The 17,354-nt window shown below is 42.1% G+C and carries 14 protein-coding genes and 3 pseudogenes; 11 read left to right on the forward strand and 6 right to left on the reverse strand.

Going from position 1 to position 17,354, the window contains the following annotated elements; translation table 11 throughout:
- Positions 1 to 92: 92 nt before the first annotated feature.
- Positions 93 to 389, forward strand: coding sequence for a hypothetical protein (locus NLP_RS35915; RefSeq protein ID WP_442946654.1), 297 nt, complete (start codon positions 93 to 95; stop codon positions 387 to 389).
- On the opposite strand, the gene NLP_RS00905 is transcribed toward NLP_RS35915, so the two are convergent.
- Positions 347 to 1,537 carry a transporter substrate-binding domain-containing protein gene (locus tag NLP_RS00905; RefSeq protein ID WP_104904743.1) on the reverse strand — a complete coding sequence of 397 codons (1,191 nt, stop codon included), beginning with the start codon at positions 1,535 to 1,537 and terminating at the stop codon, positions 347 to 349. The genes NLP_RS35915 and NLP_RS00905 overlap by 43 nt on opposite strands.
- Positions 1,538 to 2,183: 646 nt before the next feature.
- Between NLP_RS00905 and NLP_RS00910 the strand changes: the two genes are divergently transcribed.
- The gene (locus NLP_RS00910; RefSeq protein WP_104904744.1) at positions 2,184 to 4,478 is read left to right on the forward strand and encodes a PAS domain-containing hybrid sensor histidine kinase/response regulator; all 2,295 of its coding nucleotides are present in this window, start codon (positions 2,184 to 2,186) and stop codon (positions 4,476 to 4,478) included.
- A 339-nt stretch (positions 4,479 to 4,817) separates the two neighbouring features.
- Here the strand turns inward: NLP_RS00910 and NLP_RS00920 are convergent, their stop codons facing one another.
- A complete protein-coding gene (locus NLP_RS00920) occupies positions 4,818 to 4,997 on the reverse strand; it encodes a hypothetical protein (protein ID WP_104904746.1) in 180 nt (59 codons plus the stop codon).
- A gap of 435 nt (positions 4,998 to 5,432) precedes the next feature.
- On the opposite strand from NLP_RS00920, the gene NLP_RS00930 reads away from it, so the two are divergent.
- Positions 5,433 to 6,962 carry a YifB family Mg chelatase-like AAA ATPase gene (locus tag NLP_RS00930; RefSeq protein ID WP_104904747.1) on the forward strand — a complete coding sequence of 510 codons (1,530 nt, stop codon included), beginning with the start codon at positions 5,433 to 5,435 and terminating at the stop codon, positions 6,960 to 6,962.
- 32 nt (positions 6,963 to 6,994) lie between these two features.
- On the opposite strand, the gene NLP_RS00935 is transcribed toward NLP_RS00930, so the two are convergent.
- Entirely contained in the window at positions 6,995 to 7,636 is a 642-nt protein-coding gene (locus NLP_RS00935; RefSeq protein WP_104904748.1) for a type I restriction endonuclease, read from the reverse strand.
- Positions 7,637 to 7,660: 24 nt separating this feature from the next.
- On the reverse strand, positions 7,661 to 7,945 hold the full coding sequence (locus NLP_RS32635; RefSeq protein ID WP_234017152.1) for a hypothetical protein: 285 nt from the start codon (positions 7,943 to 7,945) through the stop codon (positions 7,661 to 7,663).
- 218 nt (positions 7,946 to 8,163) lie between these two features.
- Between NLP_RS32635 and NLP_RS00940 the strand changes: the two genes are divergently transcribed.
- The 5 genes and pseudogenes from NLP_RS00940 to NLP_RS00960 all read left to right on the forward strand — a co-directional run bounded on the left by NLP_RS00940 (position 8,164) and on the right by NLP_RS00960 (position 13,134).
- Positions 8,164 to 8,865, forward strand: a complete 702-nt coding sequence (locus NLP_RS00940; RefSeq protein WP_104904749.1) for a bacteriorhodopsin — start codon at positions 8,164 to 8,166, stop codon at positions 8,863 to 8,865.
- Between the two features lie 318 nt (positions 8,866 to 9,183).
- Positions 9,184 to 10,191, forward strand: coding sequence for a YihY/virulence factor BrkB family protein (locus tag NLP_RS00945; RefSeq protein WP_104904750.1), 1,008 nt, complete (start codon positions 9,184 to 9,186; stop codon positions 10,189 to 10,191).
- Between the two features lie 218 nt (positions 10,192 to 10,409).
- A pseudogene (locus tag NLP_RS00950) lies at positions 10,410 to 10,900 on the forward strand (DUF421 domain-containing protein).
- A gap of 70 nt (positions 10,901 to 10,970) precedes the next feature.
- Positions 10,971 to 12,266 carry an adenylosuccinate lyase gene (gene purB / locus NLP_RS00955; protein WP_104904751.1) on the forward strand — a complete coding sequence of 432 codons (1,296 nt, stop codon included), beginning with the start codon at positions 10,971 to 10,973 and terminating at the stop codon, positions 12,264 to 12,266.
- A gap of 316 nt (positions 12,267 to 12,582) precedes the next feature.
- Positions 12,583 to 13,134 carry a DUF4126 domain-containing protein gene (locus NLP_RS00960; protein WP_104904752.1) on the forward strand — a complete coding sequence of 184 codons (552 nt, stop codon included), beginning with the start codon at positions 12,583 to 12,585 and terminating at the stop codon, positions 13,132 to 13,134.
- Between the two features lie 171 nt (positions 13,135 to 13,305).
- On the opposite strand, the gene hemH is transcribed toward NLP_RS00960, so the two are convergent.
- Positions 13,306 to 14,472 carry a ferrochelatase gene (gene hemH / locus NLP_RS00965; protein ID WP_104904753.1) on the reverse strand — a complete coding sequence of 389 codons (1,167 nt, stop codon included), beginning with the start codon at positions 14,470 to 14,472 and terminating at the stop codon, positions 13,306 to 13,308.
- A gap of 93 nt (positions 14,473 to 14,565) precedes the next feature.
- Between hemH and NLP_RS00970 the strand changes: the two genes are divergently transcribed.
- The 3 genes and pseudogenes from NLP_RS00970 to NLP_RS00980 form a co-directional block, all read left to right on the forward strand.
- Complete coding sequence (locus NLP_RS00970; RefSeq protein ID WP_104904754.1) at positions 14,566 to 15,189, forward strand: class I SAM-dependent methyltransferase; 624 nt, start codon at positions 14,566 to 14,568, stop codon at positions 15,187 to 15,189.
- 95 nt (positions 15,190 to 15,284) lie between these two features.
- Positions 15,285 to 15,806: pseudogene (locus NLP_RS00975) on the forward strand (DUF29 family protein).
- 4 nt (positions 15,807 to 15,810) lie between these two features.
- Positions 15,811 to 16,065, forward strand: a pseudogene (locus NLP_RS00980) (hypothetical protein); the annotation flags it as partial.
- A gap of 127 nt (positions 16,066 to 16,192) precedes the next feature.
- Here NLP_RS00980 and NLP_RS00985 read toward each other — a convergent pair.
- Positions 16,193 to 17,011, reverse strand: coding sequence for an alpha/beta fold hydrolase (locus NLP_RS00985; protein ID WP_104904755.1), 819 nt, complete (start codon positions 17,009 to 17,011; stop codon positions 16,193 to 16,195).
- Between the last annotated feature and the right edge of the window lie 343 nt (positions 17,012 to 17,354).

The raw sequence follows: 17,354 nt of genomic DNA on the forward strand, positions 1-17,354 counted from the left end.
TGGGGATTGGAGATTGGGGAGGCTTAGAACTTAAAGCTTTAGGTTCAAAGGTGCAACTTTCAGGCTCAAAGGCGCAACTTTCAGGTTCAAAGGTGCAACTTTCAGGTTCAAAGGCTCAAGCTTCAGGCTCAAAGGCTCAAGCTTCAGGCTCAAAGGCTCAACTTTCAGGTTCAAAGGTGCAACTTTCAGGTTCAAAGGCTCAAGCTTCAGGCTCAAAGGCTCAAGCTTCAGGCTCAAAGGCTCAAGCTTCAGGCTCAAAGGCTCAAGCTTCAGGCTCAAAGGCTCAACTTTCAGGTTCAAAGGCTCAAACTTCCTACTCTCCATTCTCCATTCCCCAGTCCCTTCTTCAAGATTTTTCAGCACTGAACCACTTATCATATAGCAATTGATAAGTGCCATTTTCTTTGAGACTCAGCAGAGCTTGATTAATTGGTTTACGGTAGGGACTGTTATTGGGCAGAATGATGCCGTAGCTTTCTTCACGGAAGATACTGCCAACAATCTCTACCTTCCCTTTGCCTTCATTGGCAGTATAGAAGAGGAGTACAGGCGCATCAAACACCACAGCATCAGCTTTTTTTGTTTGCAGAGCATTGTAAGCTTGCTCAATTTTGGTAACTTCTAGAATTGAAATGTTATGTTCTCGCAGGTATGTGGCCGCTGTACTCCCCGTAGTTGTAGCCACTACCTTGCCGGATAAATCGTCTATACTCCTGATATCGCCCTGAAGCTGTTGTACTGTCAATGAAGTAGTAGCGCTGGCTGTAAAGTAAGCAACGAAAAGTACTCCAATGAACATCCAGACTATAGCTATTAGGCGTCCTAATACTCCCTTAGGCATTTCATCAGCTTGGGTTGCTAATGTGGCAGCTGCCCACCAACAGGCTTTGAAAATTCCAGGAAAGTATGATTGAGAAATCATCCCATCTTTATGATGGCGCTCAGATAACCAAACAATGTGGGCTGCTACGACAATTAGCACCAAAGCAATGCCTATTACCTGCAAAAGACTAGCAGAGAAAAATAATTGCAAAAGATTTGGGAAGGCACTTTTGTTGCTCTCTGCGTTTCTCACCATAATTTGCAGCCCCCCAGTAAAAATGGGTAATGAGAAATCAAAATTCTGCTCGCGTTCGGCTGTAATCGAGATGGCTGAAATCCCCAAATTAGCTTTGTTGTCCTTAATAGCAGAAAGCAGTTCCGGCACAGAGGAATATTCAATAAATTTAGACTCTACACCTATTTGGTTAGCGATGCTGCGCCAGAGGTCGATACTGAATCCTGATAGCTCACCTTTGTCTGGCATCACAAAGGGCGGTATAACTCGTGTAGCTACTAATAACGGTTGTTGGGGTTGTGGTTTTTGCGCTACTCCTGGGGACGCGATTAATAACAATGCCAGAATTCCACCTACTAATCCTATGCAGGTATACAGTGCTAAGGAAAGCTTGATTTTGTTTTTTGAGTCATATCTGCCAATTGGGCTGTTTTTCCCAGCCATCAGTTGGCGAAATCTAGTAGCGATCGCATTTATCATCAGAATTTTCTTAGGGTTGTGTGTAAATCTATTTATCATGCCCGCGTTGTATCAAATATCATGTTCGTTACCCCCATGAAACCAATTTTTTTCAGGTTTAAGGGGATTGGGGAGATAGATTACTTTGCCTGTAGTAGGGTTGATTGTTTCACGCGTAGGCGTAGCCCGTCGTAGACATCGCTTACAATATTTACCCACTCATTGTTACAGCTATTTTCAGGTAAATAGACCACGCGGTAGGGGCGCAAGGCCTTGCACCCCTACAACAGATGTGGTTTAAATACTTGAATTCTGCTGTAATTAGCAACTTAGTTGTGCCAATTTTGACTTATTGCCCTGCTACTGTTGTTGTAACCATCAGATGCTCCTTAAGCTATAAAAACATTTGCTTAAATCTACCTATTATGTTTATTGCTATACAATACTCTAGGTGGATTTATTGATGAATTCTTTTGTTTTAAAATATAGAGTCAGAGGTTGAAACAGATATATTGTGTATAATTCACTTTCTAGAACTCGCCTTGGCAAGACAAACCTCTATCTTTTGAGTCAGAATTTTGAGATCAGCCTTTAGCGTACATCTAGGTTTATATTTGCCTAATATTTTATCTAACGTGCGCTTTTTAGTTTTTGCAAAGTGAGCAACATGGATGTAGACGATTTTAGTCAACAAGTAGAGACATTACGCTCACGGGTGACGGGATTACTGCAAAAACCTGCAAGTGAGATGTATTCAGAACAAGAGCTAACAGCAGAAGCTTTTGAAGAACTTCAAATCACTTTAGAAGAACTAAAAATCGCCTCCGAAGAACTACAAGCAACACGAATCGTAGTAGAGAAGGAGCGTCAGCGCTACCAAGAGTTATTTGATTTTGCGCCTGATGGTTACTTGGTAACTGATACATTCGGCACTATCTTAGAAGCTAACCTTGCTGCTACCATACACATCAATGTTTTAAAGCGATTTTTGATTGGCAAACCGCTACTTACTTTCATCGCCCAGTCAGATCATCAAGCTTTTTTTAATTACCTAACTCAGTTGCAGCAGCTCGACCGGGGCGGGGAATGGGAAGTGTGTTTACAACCACGAGAAAAAACCTGTTTTGATGTTGCTTTGACAGTAGTTACGGTTCGTAACGAAAAAGGTCAGCCAGTTGCTCTGCGCTGGCTAATGCGTGACATTAGTCAGCGTAGGCATTTGGAGTTGCAGCGCCAGCAGTTATTTGCCAATGAGCAAGCCGCGCGAATTGCAGCCCAAGCGGCAGAGAAGCGCTCTAATTTTTTGGCTGAAGCAAGTCGTGTATTAGTATCTTCCTTGGATTATCGCACTACCCTAAGCAGCGTCGCGCAATTAGCAGTACCTACCCTTGCCGATTGGTGTATTGTGGATGTCGTCGAAAAGAATTTGGCAATCTTCACTAACCCAGTTATCGCTGCATCAGAACCAGCAAAGGAAGCACTGATCCGAGAACTCCAACAACGCTATCCAATTTCTATTGATGCTGATTATGGACCGGCGAAAGTTTTACGGACTGGTAAGCCGGAACTGGTTACAAAGATTGTGGAGTCTTCATTAAAGAGAAAGTCCTCGGACGAGGAACACTTCAGTCTGCTGCGCCAACTCCAAGTTAAGTCTCAGATGGTAGTACCACTGTTAGTACGCGAACGCAAGCTGGGGACAATTCTATTTGCGTCTACACAACCAGAACGCCATTACACTACTGTAGACCTAGAAATGGCTGAAGAACTTGCTCAACGAGCAGCATTCGCCATTGAAAATGCCCAGCTTTATCAGCAAGCCCAAGAAGCTAACCGCATCAAAGAAGAGTTTTTAGCGATCGTTTCCCACGAACTTCGTACACCTCTCAATTCTATGCTGGGTTGGGTTCAACTAATACGTACTCGAAAATGGGACGAAGCAACTATTTCTAAGGCATTGGAGACAATCGAGCGGAATGCCAAACTTCAAAGAAAACTGATTGAAGATATCCTGGATGTCTCGCGGATTGTACAAGGTCAAATTCGCCTAAATATTCGTAAAGTTGGCCTTGCGGCTGTAATTCAGGCGGCAATTGAAGCTGTACATCCCACATCTGAAATTAAGAATATTCAAGTTGAATTTCATCTTGACTCCTCAGTTGGTGAAGTTATGGGTGATACAGAACGCCTGCAACAAGTTGTCTGGAATTTGCTTTCTAATGCCGTCAAGTTCACACCTAACGGAGGGCGAGTTGAAGTATATCTAAAACAGGTAAACTCAAATGCTCAGATAACTGTCTCTGACACAGGTAAGGGAATTGATGCTGACTTTCTACCTTATATCTTTGAGCGCTTCCGTCAAGCTGATAGCACAACTACTAGAGCAGACAATGGTTTGGGGTTGGGGCTAGCAATTGTACACCACTTAGTAGAAATGCACTCAGGCACAGTCTACGCAGTTAGCGAAGGGGAAGAACAAGGAGCAATATTTACAGTGTTATTGCCTCTAGTAGAACCACAACCAGAGCTTTTAATTAAAGAGAGTGAAGTAAAAGTCGATAACTTCTCAGTACTCAACGGCTTGCAAATACTCGTTGTCGATGACAATGCCGATACGCGTGAGTTAATTGCTTTCATTCTTGAACAGTCTGGAGCGCAGGTGACGGCGGTTAACTCAGTAGGTGAAGCCCTGGAAGCACTAGGACGATTAAAACCAGATGTTTTAATCAGTGATATTGGAATGCCAGATGAGGATGGTTATTCCCTGATTCGGAAAGTGCGGGCACAGGAAGCAGAGCAAGGGGAGAAGATTCCAGCTGTAGCACTAACGGCATTTGCTAGAGATGAAGAACACAAGCTCGCTCTGCAAGCTGGATTCCAAGTTCATGTATCCAAGCCAATTGAGCCAGAAGAGTTGGTGAAAGTGGTAGCGAACCTTACCAAAGGTAGCAAACAAGTTTAATGCCCAATTAAGCTTTTGGTAGCAAATGCGTACGCCAAAATAACAAATGCGTACGCCAAAATAGCAAATGCATACGCCAAAATAGCAAATGCGTACGCCAAAATAACAAATGCGTACGCCAAAATAGCAAATGCGTACGCCAAAATAGCAAATGCGATCGCCGAAATAACAAATGCGTACGCCAAAATAGCAAATGCATACGCCAAAATAGCAAATGCGTACGCCAAAATAGCAAATGCATACGCCAAAATAGCAAATGCGTACGCCAAAATAGCAAATGACCTAACTCCAGTAAGGGCATGGCATTGCCCATTGGTGTCAATACGGTTCGGTTAAGTTCTAAGCGGTGTTAATTATGGAGAAAGTGAGTGTTTGTAAAGCTCGCTTCCGTTCCTCATTACTTTGTGTGTCTGCGATCGCTTGGGAGATTACCTCTGCTGGGATGGCTGTTTCTAAAGCTTTTAGTACTGTACCTGATTCAATTGCTGGTGTAATTAGTGAGAATTCTTTGAGTTGCATTCAACATCAGTATACTTGGGTGACAACCCTCAGTCTACCTGGTTTCAGGCTTAACCGAACCGTATTTAGGGCGAACACTACGGCTTTGCAGTGATTCGATTGATACTAGTAAAGTAAATAAACATCTCCGATAATCAATGTACGATCGTTACTAGTACTAGCCAACTGGTAAATCGACCAATGCGTTCAGTGCAATTATCAATAATATTTGATATTCTTAATAATTTTTCCAATAGTTATCTTACCTCTTAAATTGCTGTAAAGGACTTCTCTGCACTCCACAAAAGATAGTTGTAGGGGTGCACAACTGTGCTACCTGACGACAGATGTGGATGAAAACTGCTGTAATTCCGAAAAATCGTCTATGTGGTTTCACTAATGCCAATCTACCAACTTATCTGCTAGAGATTCTAAAGGTTTACTGTTATATAAGCAATGCTTGCTAGAGTCTGGAGTGCATCAATTGTGGGCATCGATGCCGTCAAAGTAGGGGTGGAAGTCGATGTGTCAGGGGGATTACCGGGAATAGTTGTTTTGGGACTGCCAGATTCAGCGATTCAAGAATCAAGAGAAAGAGTCAAAGCAACTCTGAAAAATACTGGCTTTGCCTTTCCGATGCGAAAGATAGTAATTAATTTAACTCCGGCAGATTTACGCAAAGAAGGCCCCTGTTTCGATTTGCCTATTAGTGTGGGAATTTTGGCGGCTTCTGAGCAAGTTAGCGCTGATTTGTTGGGGGATTATCTATTTTTGGGTGAAGTCTCTTTGGATGGCAGTTTGCGTCCCGTAGCTGGTGTATTACCGATCGCAGCAGCAGCCCAAAAGATGGGAATTGCAGGTTTAGTTCTCCCTGCTGATAATGCCCAAGAAGCAGCAGTAGTTGAAGATTTGGCTGTTTACGGCTGCAAACATCTGTCTGAGGTGGTGGATTTTTTAAATAATCCGGGGCGTTACAAACCTGTGCAGATAGATAGTACAACACAGACAACAACAGTATCCTACCCTGGCGCAGATTTGCATGATGTCAAAGGACAAGCTCATGCGCGTCGTGCTTTAGAAATTGCTGCGGCTGGTGGGCATAATCTCATTTTTGTCGGGCCGCCTGGTAGTGGGAAGACTATGCTAGCAAGGCGCTTACCGGGAATTTTACCGCCGTTGAGTTTTGCTGAATCTTTGGAAGTGACTCGCATTCATTCGGTAGCTGGTTTATTGAAAAATCGTGGTACATTGGTACGCGATCGCCCTTTTCGCAGTCCCCACCACTCGGCATCTGGGCCTTCTCTGGTGGGTGGCGGTAGTTTCCCTCGTCCTGGAGAAATCTCATTATCTCACAGAGGTGTGCTGTTCCTTGATGAACTCACGGAATTTAAACGAGATGTTTTAGAATTTCTGCGCCAACCTCTAGAAGATGGCTACGTGACAATTTCCCGCACCAAATTATCGGTAATGTTTCCTGCACAGTTTACTTTGGTGGCGAGTACTAATCCTTGTCCATGCGGTTACTATGGCGATACCATCCAACAATGTACTTGTTCTCCCCGTCAACGCGAGCAATATTGGGCAAAGCTTTCTGGGCCGTTGATGGATCGAATTGATTTACAAGTTGCAGTGAATCGCTTGAAACCAGAAGAAATTACCCAACAACCTACGGGAGAAACATCAATATCAGTACGCGAACGAGTGCAACAAGCAAGCGATCGCGCAATTACCCGTTTTCAAGGAGAAGCAAATCTGCGTTGCAATGCCCATTTGCAAAGTAGTCATCTCCAGAAATGGTGCAAGTTAGATGATGCTAGCCGCAATTTATTAGAAGCAGCAATTAGAAAATTAGGCTTATCGGCAAGAGCAAGCGATCGCATTCTCAAAGTAGCACGAACTATTGCAGATTTAGCTGGAGAAGATGAGTTAAAAACTAATCATGTAGCGGAAGCAATTCAGTATCGCACAATCGACAGAATGCAGTAGTAATAGCTATTTTTAGGTAATTTCAAACAACTCTAAGACGTAGAAGAAATTAACTGACCAATACGCTTAAGAATTTGCAAAACGGCGTACAGTTCTCTCACGGATGCAAACGGAGCAAAGACTCTTGACAAATCGTACTGTGGTGTATTTTTTTGTGTCACTTTGACAAATAAGATATCGTCTCCATTCGTTACCATCCCAAACACAGGTTTACTGGGGTTGGGGTTAGCCATCATATAAGCTAGGGCTTGCGGTACAGCCGACCAAACTGAGAGCGTGGTTTTTTTCGACTCCAACACCATCACCCAGAACTGCTCTTGTAACACTAAAACGTCAATCCGTCCGCGCAGTATCTCCTCGCCATCATCCAGCACTAATTCCACGGATGATTCAGCCTTAATTCTGAAAGGAGGATCATAAAATCCGGAGAGTGCAAGTATTGGTGACACCAACAACAATATGACTGTCCCTTCTAGTAAATCACCTCCGGCACGGTGATAGAGATACCTGCGCCGCACGACATCCACAGAGGCTTTTTCTGCTTCCGTAATTTCAGACAATCCCTCATACCACTCTAAGAAAAACTCCTCGTCTTCAACACGGACAAAACCGAATCGATTTTCTGCATCCTCAAGAGTGGTAATTGCTTCTGTAATTGCTGCCGTCTGTGTCATTGCTTTTAGTTAACAGTTGCTTTGTTATATTATCAACATCAGCGCATCTTTATTATCGCCAATTGGCGCGTAGGCGTAGCCCGTCGTAGACATCGCATTTTCAAAGTAGGGCAGACTATTGCAGATTGAGCGGCAGAAGAAAAGCTCAAAACCAGCTAGATAGCTGAGGCGATTCAATATCGCACGATAGATAGAATGCAGTAAAATTTTTCGGCGTTGCTGAATGAGAGTAAGAATTAGCCTCACGCTATGAGTCTTACCTAGAGAGAAGGGTTTCAAGAATACTGCTTGTGCTGTACTAAAGTCCAAGCTACTCAAGTCTAATTTATGATTGTATTTAAATCAGATTTTTACAGACTTTTTATTAATCTAAAATCTCCATTAAGAAACATTTTTTTAATGATTAAGACTGGCATAATAAATACAAACAATAGTTTCTATGCAAGCAAAAATTAATAAGGTTAACTAGTAGAAAGTTCTGATTAACCATTTATCATTAATAGTTACCAAAAAGCCGGAAAATATTTATGGTTCAAACTTGGCTGTGGATTGGTGTCATCAGTATGGCAGTGGGTTGTGCTTTTTTCGGAGTAGGCGCACACAATGGTAAAAATGAACGCTGGAAAGTACTGTATACACTTAATTTTTTCATCTGCTTGATTGCTAGTGGGCTGTACTTAGCAATGGCACTCGGTCAAGGAGTTAACATCATCAACGATCGTCCAACTTATTGGGTGCGATTTGTGACTTGGTTTTGCTCAACGCCGCTGTTGTTGTTGGATCTGACTTTCTTGGGAAGAACGAGCTTACTGATTACAGGTAGCTTGTTAGGAGCAAACGCCTATATGCTTGCCACTGGCTTCCTAGCCACAGTTACACCCAAGCCGATCAGCTACATCTGGTATATTGTTAGTTGCAGTGCTTACCTGGCGGTTTTCTACTTATTAGTGAAGCCCTACCGGATCGAAGCAGAACGCAAACATCCCAGATCAAAGCAAGCATTCCGCAAGCTGATAACTGTGCATTTAGTGCTGTGGACACTCTATCCGATTGTGTGGATTCTTAGTCCAGAAGGGTTTAACGCTTTTGGTCAAGGTGGGGAAACAATGGGTTATACGCTACTAGATATTGCTTCTAAAGTCGGCTTTGGTTTTCTATCATTAAACACCCTACGTAATTTAGAACAGGCAGGAGAATTGGTTACTGAATCAGAACCGTTATATGAGTAAGTATAAATTTTCAGTCTGATGCTTTAAATAGCTAACCGATGAACAAACCCCGAATTTTAGCGAAACGATATTAGCAGAATCAATCAAGATATTATGCGATCGCTGCCACTGCATTTTATATGCTAAAGCGATCGCGCTACCTATTGTCTACCAAAAAGCAAATTATTTATAGATATTCTCGTCAAGGAAATTACCGATTTTGCTAAATTCCTCCTCTAGAACGCTTCACAAATATCCTTGGGAGGATGTCGCAACTCAGGAAATCAGTATCCAATATATCAGGGACTAAGCAACATCCCCTACAAGGAGACTGATTGAATGAATTTGCAAGAAATTTGGAAGTTATTACAAGAGACGTTCAAAGAATGGAGTGACGATAAAGCCTCACGGTTAGCGGCGGCGTTAGCTTATTACACGATTTTTTCCATTGCACCATTGCTAATTATTGTAATTGCGATCGCAGGTGCAGTATTTGGAGAGGAAGCGGCAAGAGGTCAAATTGTCGGGCAAATTCAAGGTTTAGTCGGGGTAGATGGCGCAAAGTTTCTCGAAACAGCGATCCAAAATGCTAATAAACCAAAAACAGGAGCGATCGCTTCGATTATTAGTGTCCTAGTTCTGCTAGTGGGTGCTACAGGCTTATTTACTGAGTTGCAAGATGCCATGAACACGATTTGGGAAGTGAAACCCAAACCTGGACGTGGCATAAATAACATGATTCGCCTCCGCGTTTTGTCCTTTGCAATGGTGATCGGGATTGGCTTTTTACTTTTAGTTTCTCTAGTAATTAGTACGATATTAGCAACATTAGTAACATATTTTAGTAACTTGTTGCCAGGTTTCGATTTCATCTGGCAGATTGCCAATTTCATCATCTCATTTGCAATAACTACAATCTTGTTCGGACTAATTTTTAAAGTTCTACCAGATGTCAAAATTGCATGGAGTGATGTTTTAATCGGAGCTGCTCTCACCTCAGTTTTGTTCTCTATTGGGAGATTTTTATTAGGACAATATCTAGGTAATGGCACTTTTGGTTCGACCTATGGTGCTGCTGGCTCACTGGTGGTGATTTTAGCTTGGGTTAACTATGCGGCACAGATTCTTTTCTTCGGTGCAGAATTTACTCAAGTTTATTCCCGAAGGCATGGAAGCGGCATAGTGCCGACTAAAAATGCTGTACATATATCTGATAACACAAAGTATAATGGCAAGGCTCCAAATGAACAAGCATCGAATAAGAAAAAGCCCTTTATTAATCGTTTATTTCAGTATTTTAAGAAGCCTAAACGCTTAAAACAGAGAAGAAAAAATCAGCGATTTTAATGCTCGATTGCTGGAGATTTACAAATATAAATCTGATAGATATTGAAATATCTAATATCCAGTCCAGGTAATTGGTTATTTTTGCCACAGTTTATGAGTAAAGTCTTCCGAATTCTGAATTCTGACTCATTTTTATACTAGATTTTTTCCAGAATTATATTGAAAAAGGAAGAAAATCAGTACTAATGGAAAAATGGTTTTTTATCAATTGGTAAGCAATTTTTATTCATAACATCAGCGTCTTTGAGTTGATTATCCGCGGTTCACTAGTCTATATTAGCGCTGTTCTCAGTGCTACGTCTGCTTCCTAGCCGACAATTAGGAACACTAGGAATTACTGATTTACTCGTAGTTGTACTATTTGCGGAAGCTGCTCAAAATGCTATTGCAAGTAATTACACATCAATTACTGAAGGCTCTATTCTGGTAGGAACAGTGATTTTTTGGAGTTATTTGCTGAACTGGTTGGGTTACAAACTTCCCCAGTTCCAACGTTTCCTGAATCCGCCAACGCTGCTATTAGTAAAAAACGGTCGGATGATTGAGCGCCATCTGCAACGAGAGTTAATTACAAATGATGAGTTGATGAGCAAGTTACCTCAGCAAGGTGTAGAATTATTTAGCTGATGTGAAGTTCGCGTAGATAGAGGCTGACGGCAGAATTAGTATCATCAGGTCGAATTCAAAAACTGCTTCCGTCCCTGAGTAAAAAGTAGCGTTAAAAAGCGATCTACATTAATTAAACTGTAAAATATGACGGTTGTATTCTGTGCCGAACTGTGATTGAGCGTTATACTTTGCCCGAAATGGCTAATCTGTGGAGTGAAGCCTATAAACTAAAAACTTGGCTGCAAGTCGAAATTGCTGTTTGTGAGGCTCAAGCTGAACTTGGTTACATTCCATCTGAAGCTGTTGAGGAAATTAAGGCTAAGGCAGATTTTGATCCAAAGCGGGTACTGGAAATTGAGGCTGTAGTCCGCCACGATGTCATTGCTTTCTTGACAAATGTCAATGAATATGTAGGTGATGCCGGACGCTACATTCACCTGGGTTTAACGAGTTCGGATGTCTTGGATACAGCTTTAGCACTGCAATTAGTTGCCAGTTTGGATATATTATTGCAACGTCTGGAAGATTTGATTCAAGTAATTCGCCAAAAAGCACGGGAACATCGTCATACAGTGATGGCTGGCCGATCGCACGGTATTCACGCTGAACCGATTACTTTTGGTTTTAAACTAGCTGGTTGGTTAGCAGAAGTGTTGCGACACCAAGAACGCCTGAGAATACTCCGTCAAACGATCGCTGTCGGTAAAATTTCTGGTGCAGTGGGAACTTATGCCAATATTGAACCGCGTGTAGAAGCGATCGCTTGTCAAAAACTCGGACTCGAACCCGATACGGCCTCAACCCAAGTTATTTCCCGCGATCGCCACGCCGACTACGTGCAACAATTAGCTTTGGTAGCAGCAACCATTGAACGCTTTGCTGTAGAAATTCGCAATCTCCAAAAAACAGACGTTTTGGAAGTTGAAGAATTCTTCGCCAAAGGTCAAAAAGGCTCCTCAGCAATGCCACACAAGCGTAATCCCATCCGTTCGGAACGACTGACAGGAATGGCACGACTCGTCAGAAGTCATGCCGGTGCAGCTTTAGAAAACATTGCTTTATGGCATGAGCGAGACATTTCCCACAGTTCTGTAGAACGGGTAATTTTACCAGATGCTTGCACTTTGACCCACTTTATGTTGTCAGAAATAACCGATTTGGTCAAAAACTTGTTGGTCTATCCTGAGAACATGAAACGCAATCTCAACTGCTACGGCGGCGTTGTGTTCAGCCAAAAAGTGTTATTGGCTTTAATAGACAAGGGAAGCAGCCGAGAAGAGGCTTATGCGATCGTTCAAGAAAGCGCTCACGCCGCTTGGAATCAGCCACAAGGAAACTTCCAAGACTTGATTAGCAAAAACCCGCGTGTTACCCAAAAATTGTCTTCAGCAGAACTAGAGGTTTGTTTCGACCCCCAGCAACATCTGCGGCATTTAGAAGAAGTTTACCAACGATTAGGTATTTAGGATTAATTTGCTTGTAGTAGGCTTTTAAGCGCTTACTACAAGCAAATTACCCCAAAAATACGCAGATATCATCAAAAAAGATATACAGCGAATTTAAAGTTAGTGAGGTAGCAAGCTAAGTCTTAAAGCCAGGTAAAAAGCCTGTTTTACTTCTGTTAGCGCAGCAGGGCGCAGTCCATTCTGACTCCTGAATTCTGTTGTATAAAGATACAAACAACATTTAATATTGCAATCTCTTTAATGCTCGAATTATTGCCAGCACTGGGTAGTATACATAACAAATACTTACTTATTTATTAATATTACGAGTGCTTAGATGATTGAAATCCTAGCCACACTTTCTGCCTCTGCGGCAGCAGGAATGAGAATAGGTATACCTTTGCTAATTATTGGATTATTGCAAGGTAGCAACTTGTGGTCACAAGTCCCAATTCTATCTCACATTTCTCCACCAATATTATTATGTTGCCTCACCAGTTGGTCATTAATTGAATTATTAGCCTCAAAAAAGCTCTGGGGGCAAAGACTGCTTCAAGTGATTCAGTTATTCATGTCTCCCCTTGTAGGCGCAATTATGGGGTTAGGAGTAGCTACAGCAACAGCAACCCCAAACTGGCTGATTGCCATAATTGGAGGTTTATTAGCTTTGGTACTCCAGCTCGTCCAAATTGGTTGGTTCTATCGATTACGTGGCTTACCGTTGTGGGCAGTCTTCCTTCAAGATACCTTGTGCATTGCTCTAGTACTATTTGCCTTTGATGCTCCCTGGCAAGGAGGAGTAATTGCTTTAATACTGCTCTGGTTTGCAGTTCGTAGTGCTAAACAGTGGTATGACTGGTATCACAAAGAGAGAAGGCATGGGGTATAGGGCATGGGGCATGGGGGACTAGGGACAAGGAGATAAGTCTGAATATCGGGCTTCCTTAGATGGCGTAGCCATCCCCAACAGGGTACAGAACTTCTCTTAACGGAGACGCGCAAAGGACGGGAGTACAAGGGAAGAGTTTTCCAATCCCCAATCCCCAATCCCCAATACCCTTTACTGCAAAAGCCCAATCATGTGCAAGAAGCCGTGACCGGTAATCAACTCTACGATTAAGGCAATAAAACCCAGCATCGCAATCCGACCATTCCATACTTCAGCACTAGTTGTCAGACCCCATTCCCAACGCTCTTGAGGATACATCTTGACCATTTTTTTCATTTGGGCAGCTTGCGAAAGCTTGAAACTGGGGTTTTTCAGCGCATCAATTACTAATTCAGCTAGTGCATTAATAAATACTGGATGGGTATTGGGAGCAGGTACGCGGCGGAAGTTGTGAATTCCTGATTCTTCGGCTACTTCTCGATACTCAATATCAATTTCTTGTAGTGTCTCGATATGCTCTGAGACAAAACTAATTGGCACGACAACCAAATCTTTCACGCCTTGTGCGCCTAGTTCTTTGAGGGCATCTTCAGTATAGGGTTGAAGCCATTCTACTGGGCCTACACGACTTTGGTAAGCTAAGGTGTGGGTATTGGGTCGATTGAGAGTCTGCATAATCAATGCAGTACACTCTTCAATTTCCAGCTGGTAAGGGTCGCCTGCTTCTTCAACGTAGCTTTTCGGAACGCCGTGGGCGCTGAAGAATATATGAACATCATCCGGGTTAGGGAATTGCTCAATTTCCTGGGCTACGAGTTGCGCCATTGCTTGGAGGTAGCCTGGTTGTTTGTACCAAGAAGGAATGACAGTGTAATCAATAGGTTGAAGTTTTGGATCTTCTTGCCAAAGCTTTTCTAAAAGCCGGAAGCTGGAACCACTGGTACTGATAGAAAACTGGGGATATAGTGGTAATATTACCAGGTGTTCTACCTTATCTTGGGTAATTTGTGCGATCGCCTCTTCTGTATACGGATGCCAATAACGCATTCCCACGTAGATATTGGCTTCTTGTCCCAAATAACCCAACTGTTCTTTTAGGGCTTCCCCTTGCGCTTCTGTGATCCTCCGCAGTGGGGAACCACCACCGATTTGCTTATAATTCTCTTTAGATGTTCTGATTCGCCTTGAGGCAATAAACCAGGCTAGGGGCTTTTGCAACCAGCGAAATGGTAGGCGAATAATTTCCGGATCGGAAAATAGGTTGTACAAAAACGGCCCAACATCTTCTAGCTTATCAGGGCCACCGAGATTGAGTAATAAGACGCCTACACGACCCATAGCAGTTACTTTCCCCCAATCTTTTCAGGTTTTTTACTAATGTTAACAATATATCTTTATTAAATATAAAGCTTAATAGCAAGGAAATATGCAATGGCAACAATTTTAAGAGATTGGAGTTACCGCTATCAGTGGTTATATGATGGTATCTCTCGTTTAGCAGCCTTAAGTGTAGGTGGTGAAGCCCGTTTTCGGCAACTTGCTTTGCAAGGCTTAACAATTCACTCAGATACTCAAGTCTTAGATTTATGTTGCGGCAGTGGTCAAACAACGGAGTTTTTAGTAAAAACTTCACAAAACGTAACAGGATTGGATGCTTCACCCAAGTCTTTGCAACGGGCGCGGCTAAATGTACCGGAAGCTTCATACATAGAAGCTTTTGCTGAAAAGATGCCATTTCCAGATAATTTGTTTGATCTGGTGCATACCAGCATTGCATTACACGAGATGCAGCCTCAGCAATTACGAAAAATTATTAATGAAGTTTATCGGGTGCTGAAACCAGGAGGAGTGTTTACGCTGGTGGATTTTCACGCTCCGACAAATCCGATGTTTTGGCCTGGTATATCGGTGTTTTTGTTGTTGTTTGAGACGGAAACAGCTTGGGAATTACTGAAAACTGATTTAGCTGAGTTGTTAGCTAAGACTGGCTTTGAAGTGAGTAAGTCTACTTTATATGCAGGTGGAAGTTTGCAAGTGATACAGGCGAATAAATGAACAATACTACTTTATTAATGGCAGCTAAGAGACTCTGCTATTAATAAAGTATAGGTGATTTTTATATACTACTTAAGCAGGTAGGCGGTGAAAAAATGACGCAAGAACTAATAGACCTCAAAAAAAGTATTGTGGAAGGACGTTATGCAGATGCCTTAGCAATTGTAGACGAATTAGAAGGCATGAGTAAACAAGCTATTCTGCGGAATATCCAAGCTTATTTAAGGATTATGCTGATTCATTTGATTAAGAATCAAGTAGAACAACGATTAACTGGTTCATGGGCAAATTCTATTCGTAATTCAATCCGGTAAATTAAAAGTCTTAATATCAAAGATAGTAAAAAATCTTCCTATATTAATTTAGGTGAGTGGAAGAACTTTATAGAAGAGGAAGTGATTGAAGATGCGATCGCTGATGCCAGCGATGAAGTAATCAATGGAGCATATAATCAATTCCAACTGGTTGAAATAGTGGATAGGAACCAAATTATTCAGACTGCATTGAAGTTTTTGGCGCTAACTTATTCCTATTCAGCTAAGGAGTTACCCGCAGTTGTGGCTGAAACTTTAACTCAGCTAGTCGGTGGAGAAGATTGGAAAGCAGGTAGGCGGTGAAAAAATGACGCAAGAACTAATAGACCTCAAAAAGAGTATTTTGGAAGGACGTTATGCAGATGCCTTGGCAATTGTAGATGAATTAGTGGGAATGAGTAAACAAGCTATTCTACGAAATATCTAAGCTTGTTTAAACATTCTGTTAATTCATTTGATTTACAACCAAGTTGAACAACGATTAACTGGTTCCTGAGCAAATTGTATTCGTAATTCCATCCGAAAAATTCAAAAGCTGAATATCAAAGACAAAAAAAAATCTCAAGATAACGACAATAATTTAACGCAATGGAACCTGGGTGAATCACTCCCAAGCTCAAGCTTTGTTTTATTAGATTGATGCTCAAAAGACTAGCTGCTAGCTAGCTAAAAAATCTTTAAAATGGGTTCTAGAAATTAGTTTTCATAAAATCATATAACTCCCGATTAAAGCGATCGCTATCTTCCCAAAAAGGAGCATGACCGACATTTGGATAAACGGATAGCTGGGCATGAGCAATCAGTTTGGCATGTTCTTGGGCTGCTTCTAGCAGAACAATTTCATCAAGTTCGCCATGAGTAATTAAAACGGGAGTTTTGAGGGTCGGTAACAGGTCATTGTTAGTAAGGGAACGCGATAGTAAACAGTAGCGCACATAGGGTGGCACAATTGTGTTGTATCCCAAGGTGTAATAGAACTCGGATGGTGGCAGTTCTTTTTTCGTAATCAGCCGCACCAGTTTTTGCAGTGCCTCGGAACTTGCAGTCACCTCGTTTGAGAAAAAGCCCGGAATGAGGGCAACAAAGTTTTTTCCTAGCAGTGGAACCAGTTCATCACCCAGTTTTGTCAAAGCACCAACAAAATGAATTCCACCCAGTTGGGCATCACCATAGATTCGCACGTAATCGCTAATGATTGCCCCACCGTAAGACCAACCGCTCAATACCGGACGCTCTAGCCCCAAGGTGGTAATTACTGCCTGGATATCGTCTGCCCACAATTTGGAATCTCCATACACATCGCGGGGTTTTTCAGACAATCCGTGACCTCGCAAATCCAAAGCAAGCAAGCGAAATTCGTTTGCAAGGCTGGAGTTAAATTGTTTACGCCATGTCAATCGACTCTGGGAAAAGCCGTGGATAAACAGAATTGGTCTACCTTTGGGATTGCCTGTTTCTTCAAGATAAAGCCGAACATTACCACCCCCAACAATTTCTTGTGCTGTCATAGCTTCTCTGCTGACTGCTCCCGTTTTATACTTAGCAAAAAATGTAATTTAATAACTAATCTTACATGCACTTTTGGAGATTTGTTACTCCCAGTTCGCCCATTTTTTAATCAGTTAGGAAAAGTAGATAGGCTGAAACCTACTTATTGTAAACATTTCAGAGATTGCGCGAATTAAAATTGGGCATTGGTGGGGTGAAATGCTTGCTGGGGTTGAGATAGAAGCACTTTTTTCGGCTGTGAGATTTGTACACCTACCCTACCGCGCATTTGACCATACAAGCACCTAACTATAAGGGAACTCAGCATAGAAAATTGTTTAATCTTGTGGCTTTTCTTTGCCA

Origin of the sequence: Nostoc sp. 'Lobaria pulmonaria (5183) cyanobiont' (genome assembly GCF_002949795.1) — a bacterium.
Lineage (GTDB): Bacteria > Cyanobacteriota > Cyanobacteriia > Cyanobacteriales > Nostocaceae > Nostoc.

Coding starts and splice junctions, on each gene's coding strand:
- NLP_RS00905 (WP_104904743.1), bottom strand. CDS start 1,537: ATGATAAATGCGATCGCTACTAGATTTCGCCAACTGATGGCTGGGAAA.
- NLP_RS00910 (WP_104904744.1), top strand. CDS start 2,184: ATGGATGTAGACGATTTTAGTCAACAAGTAGAGACATTACGCTCACGG.
- NLP_RS00920 (WP_104904746.1), bottom strand. CDS start 4,997: ATGCAACTCAAAGAATTCTCACTAATTACACCAGCAATTGAATCAGGT.
- NLP_RS00930 (WP_104904747.1), top strand. CDS start 5,433: ATGCTTGCTAGAGTCTGGAGTGCATCAATTGTGGGCATCGATGCCGTC.
- NLP_RS00935 (WP_104904748.1), bottom strand. CDS start 7,636: ATGACACAGACGGCAGCAATTACAGAAGCAATTACCACTCTTGAGGAT.
- NLP_RS00940 (WP_104904749.1), top strand. CDS start 8,164: ATGGTTCAAACTTGGCTGTGGATTGGTGTCATCAGTATGGCAGTGGGT.
- NLP_RS00945 (WP_104904750.1), top strand. CDS start 9,184: ATGAATTTGCAAGAAATTTGGAAGTTATTACAAGAGACGTTCAAAGAA.
- NLP_RS00960 (WP_104904752.1), top strand. CDS start 12,583: ATGATTGAAATCCTAGCCACACTTTCTGCCTCTGCGGCAGCAGGAATG.
- hemH (WP_104904753.1), bottom strand. CDS start 14,472: ATGGGTCGTGTAGGCGTCTTATTACTCAATCTCGGTGGCCCTGATAAG.
- NLP_RS00970 (WP_104904754.1), top strand. CDS start 14,566: ATGGCAACAATTTTAAGAGATTGGAGTTACCGCTATCAGTGGTTATAT.
- NLP_RS00985 (WP_104904755.1), bottom strand. CDS start 17,011: ATGACAGCACAAGAAATTGTTGGGGGTGGTAATGTTCGGCTTTATCTT.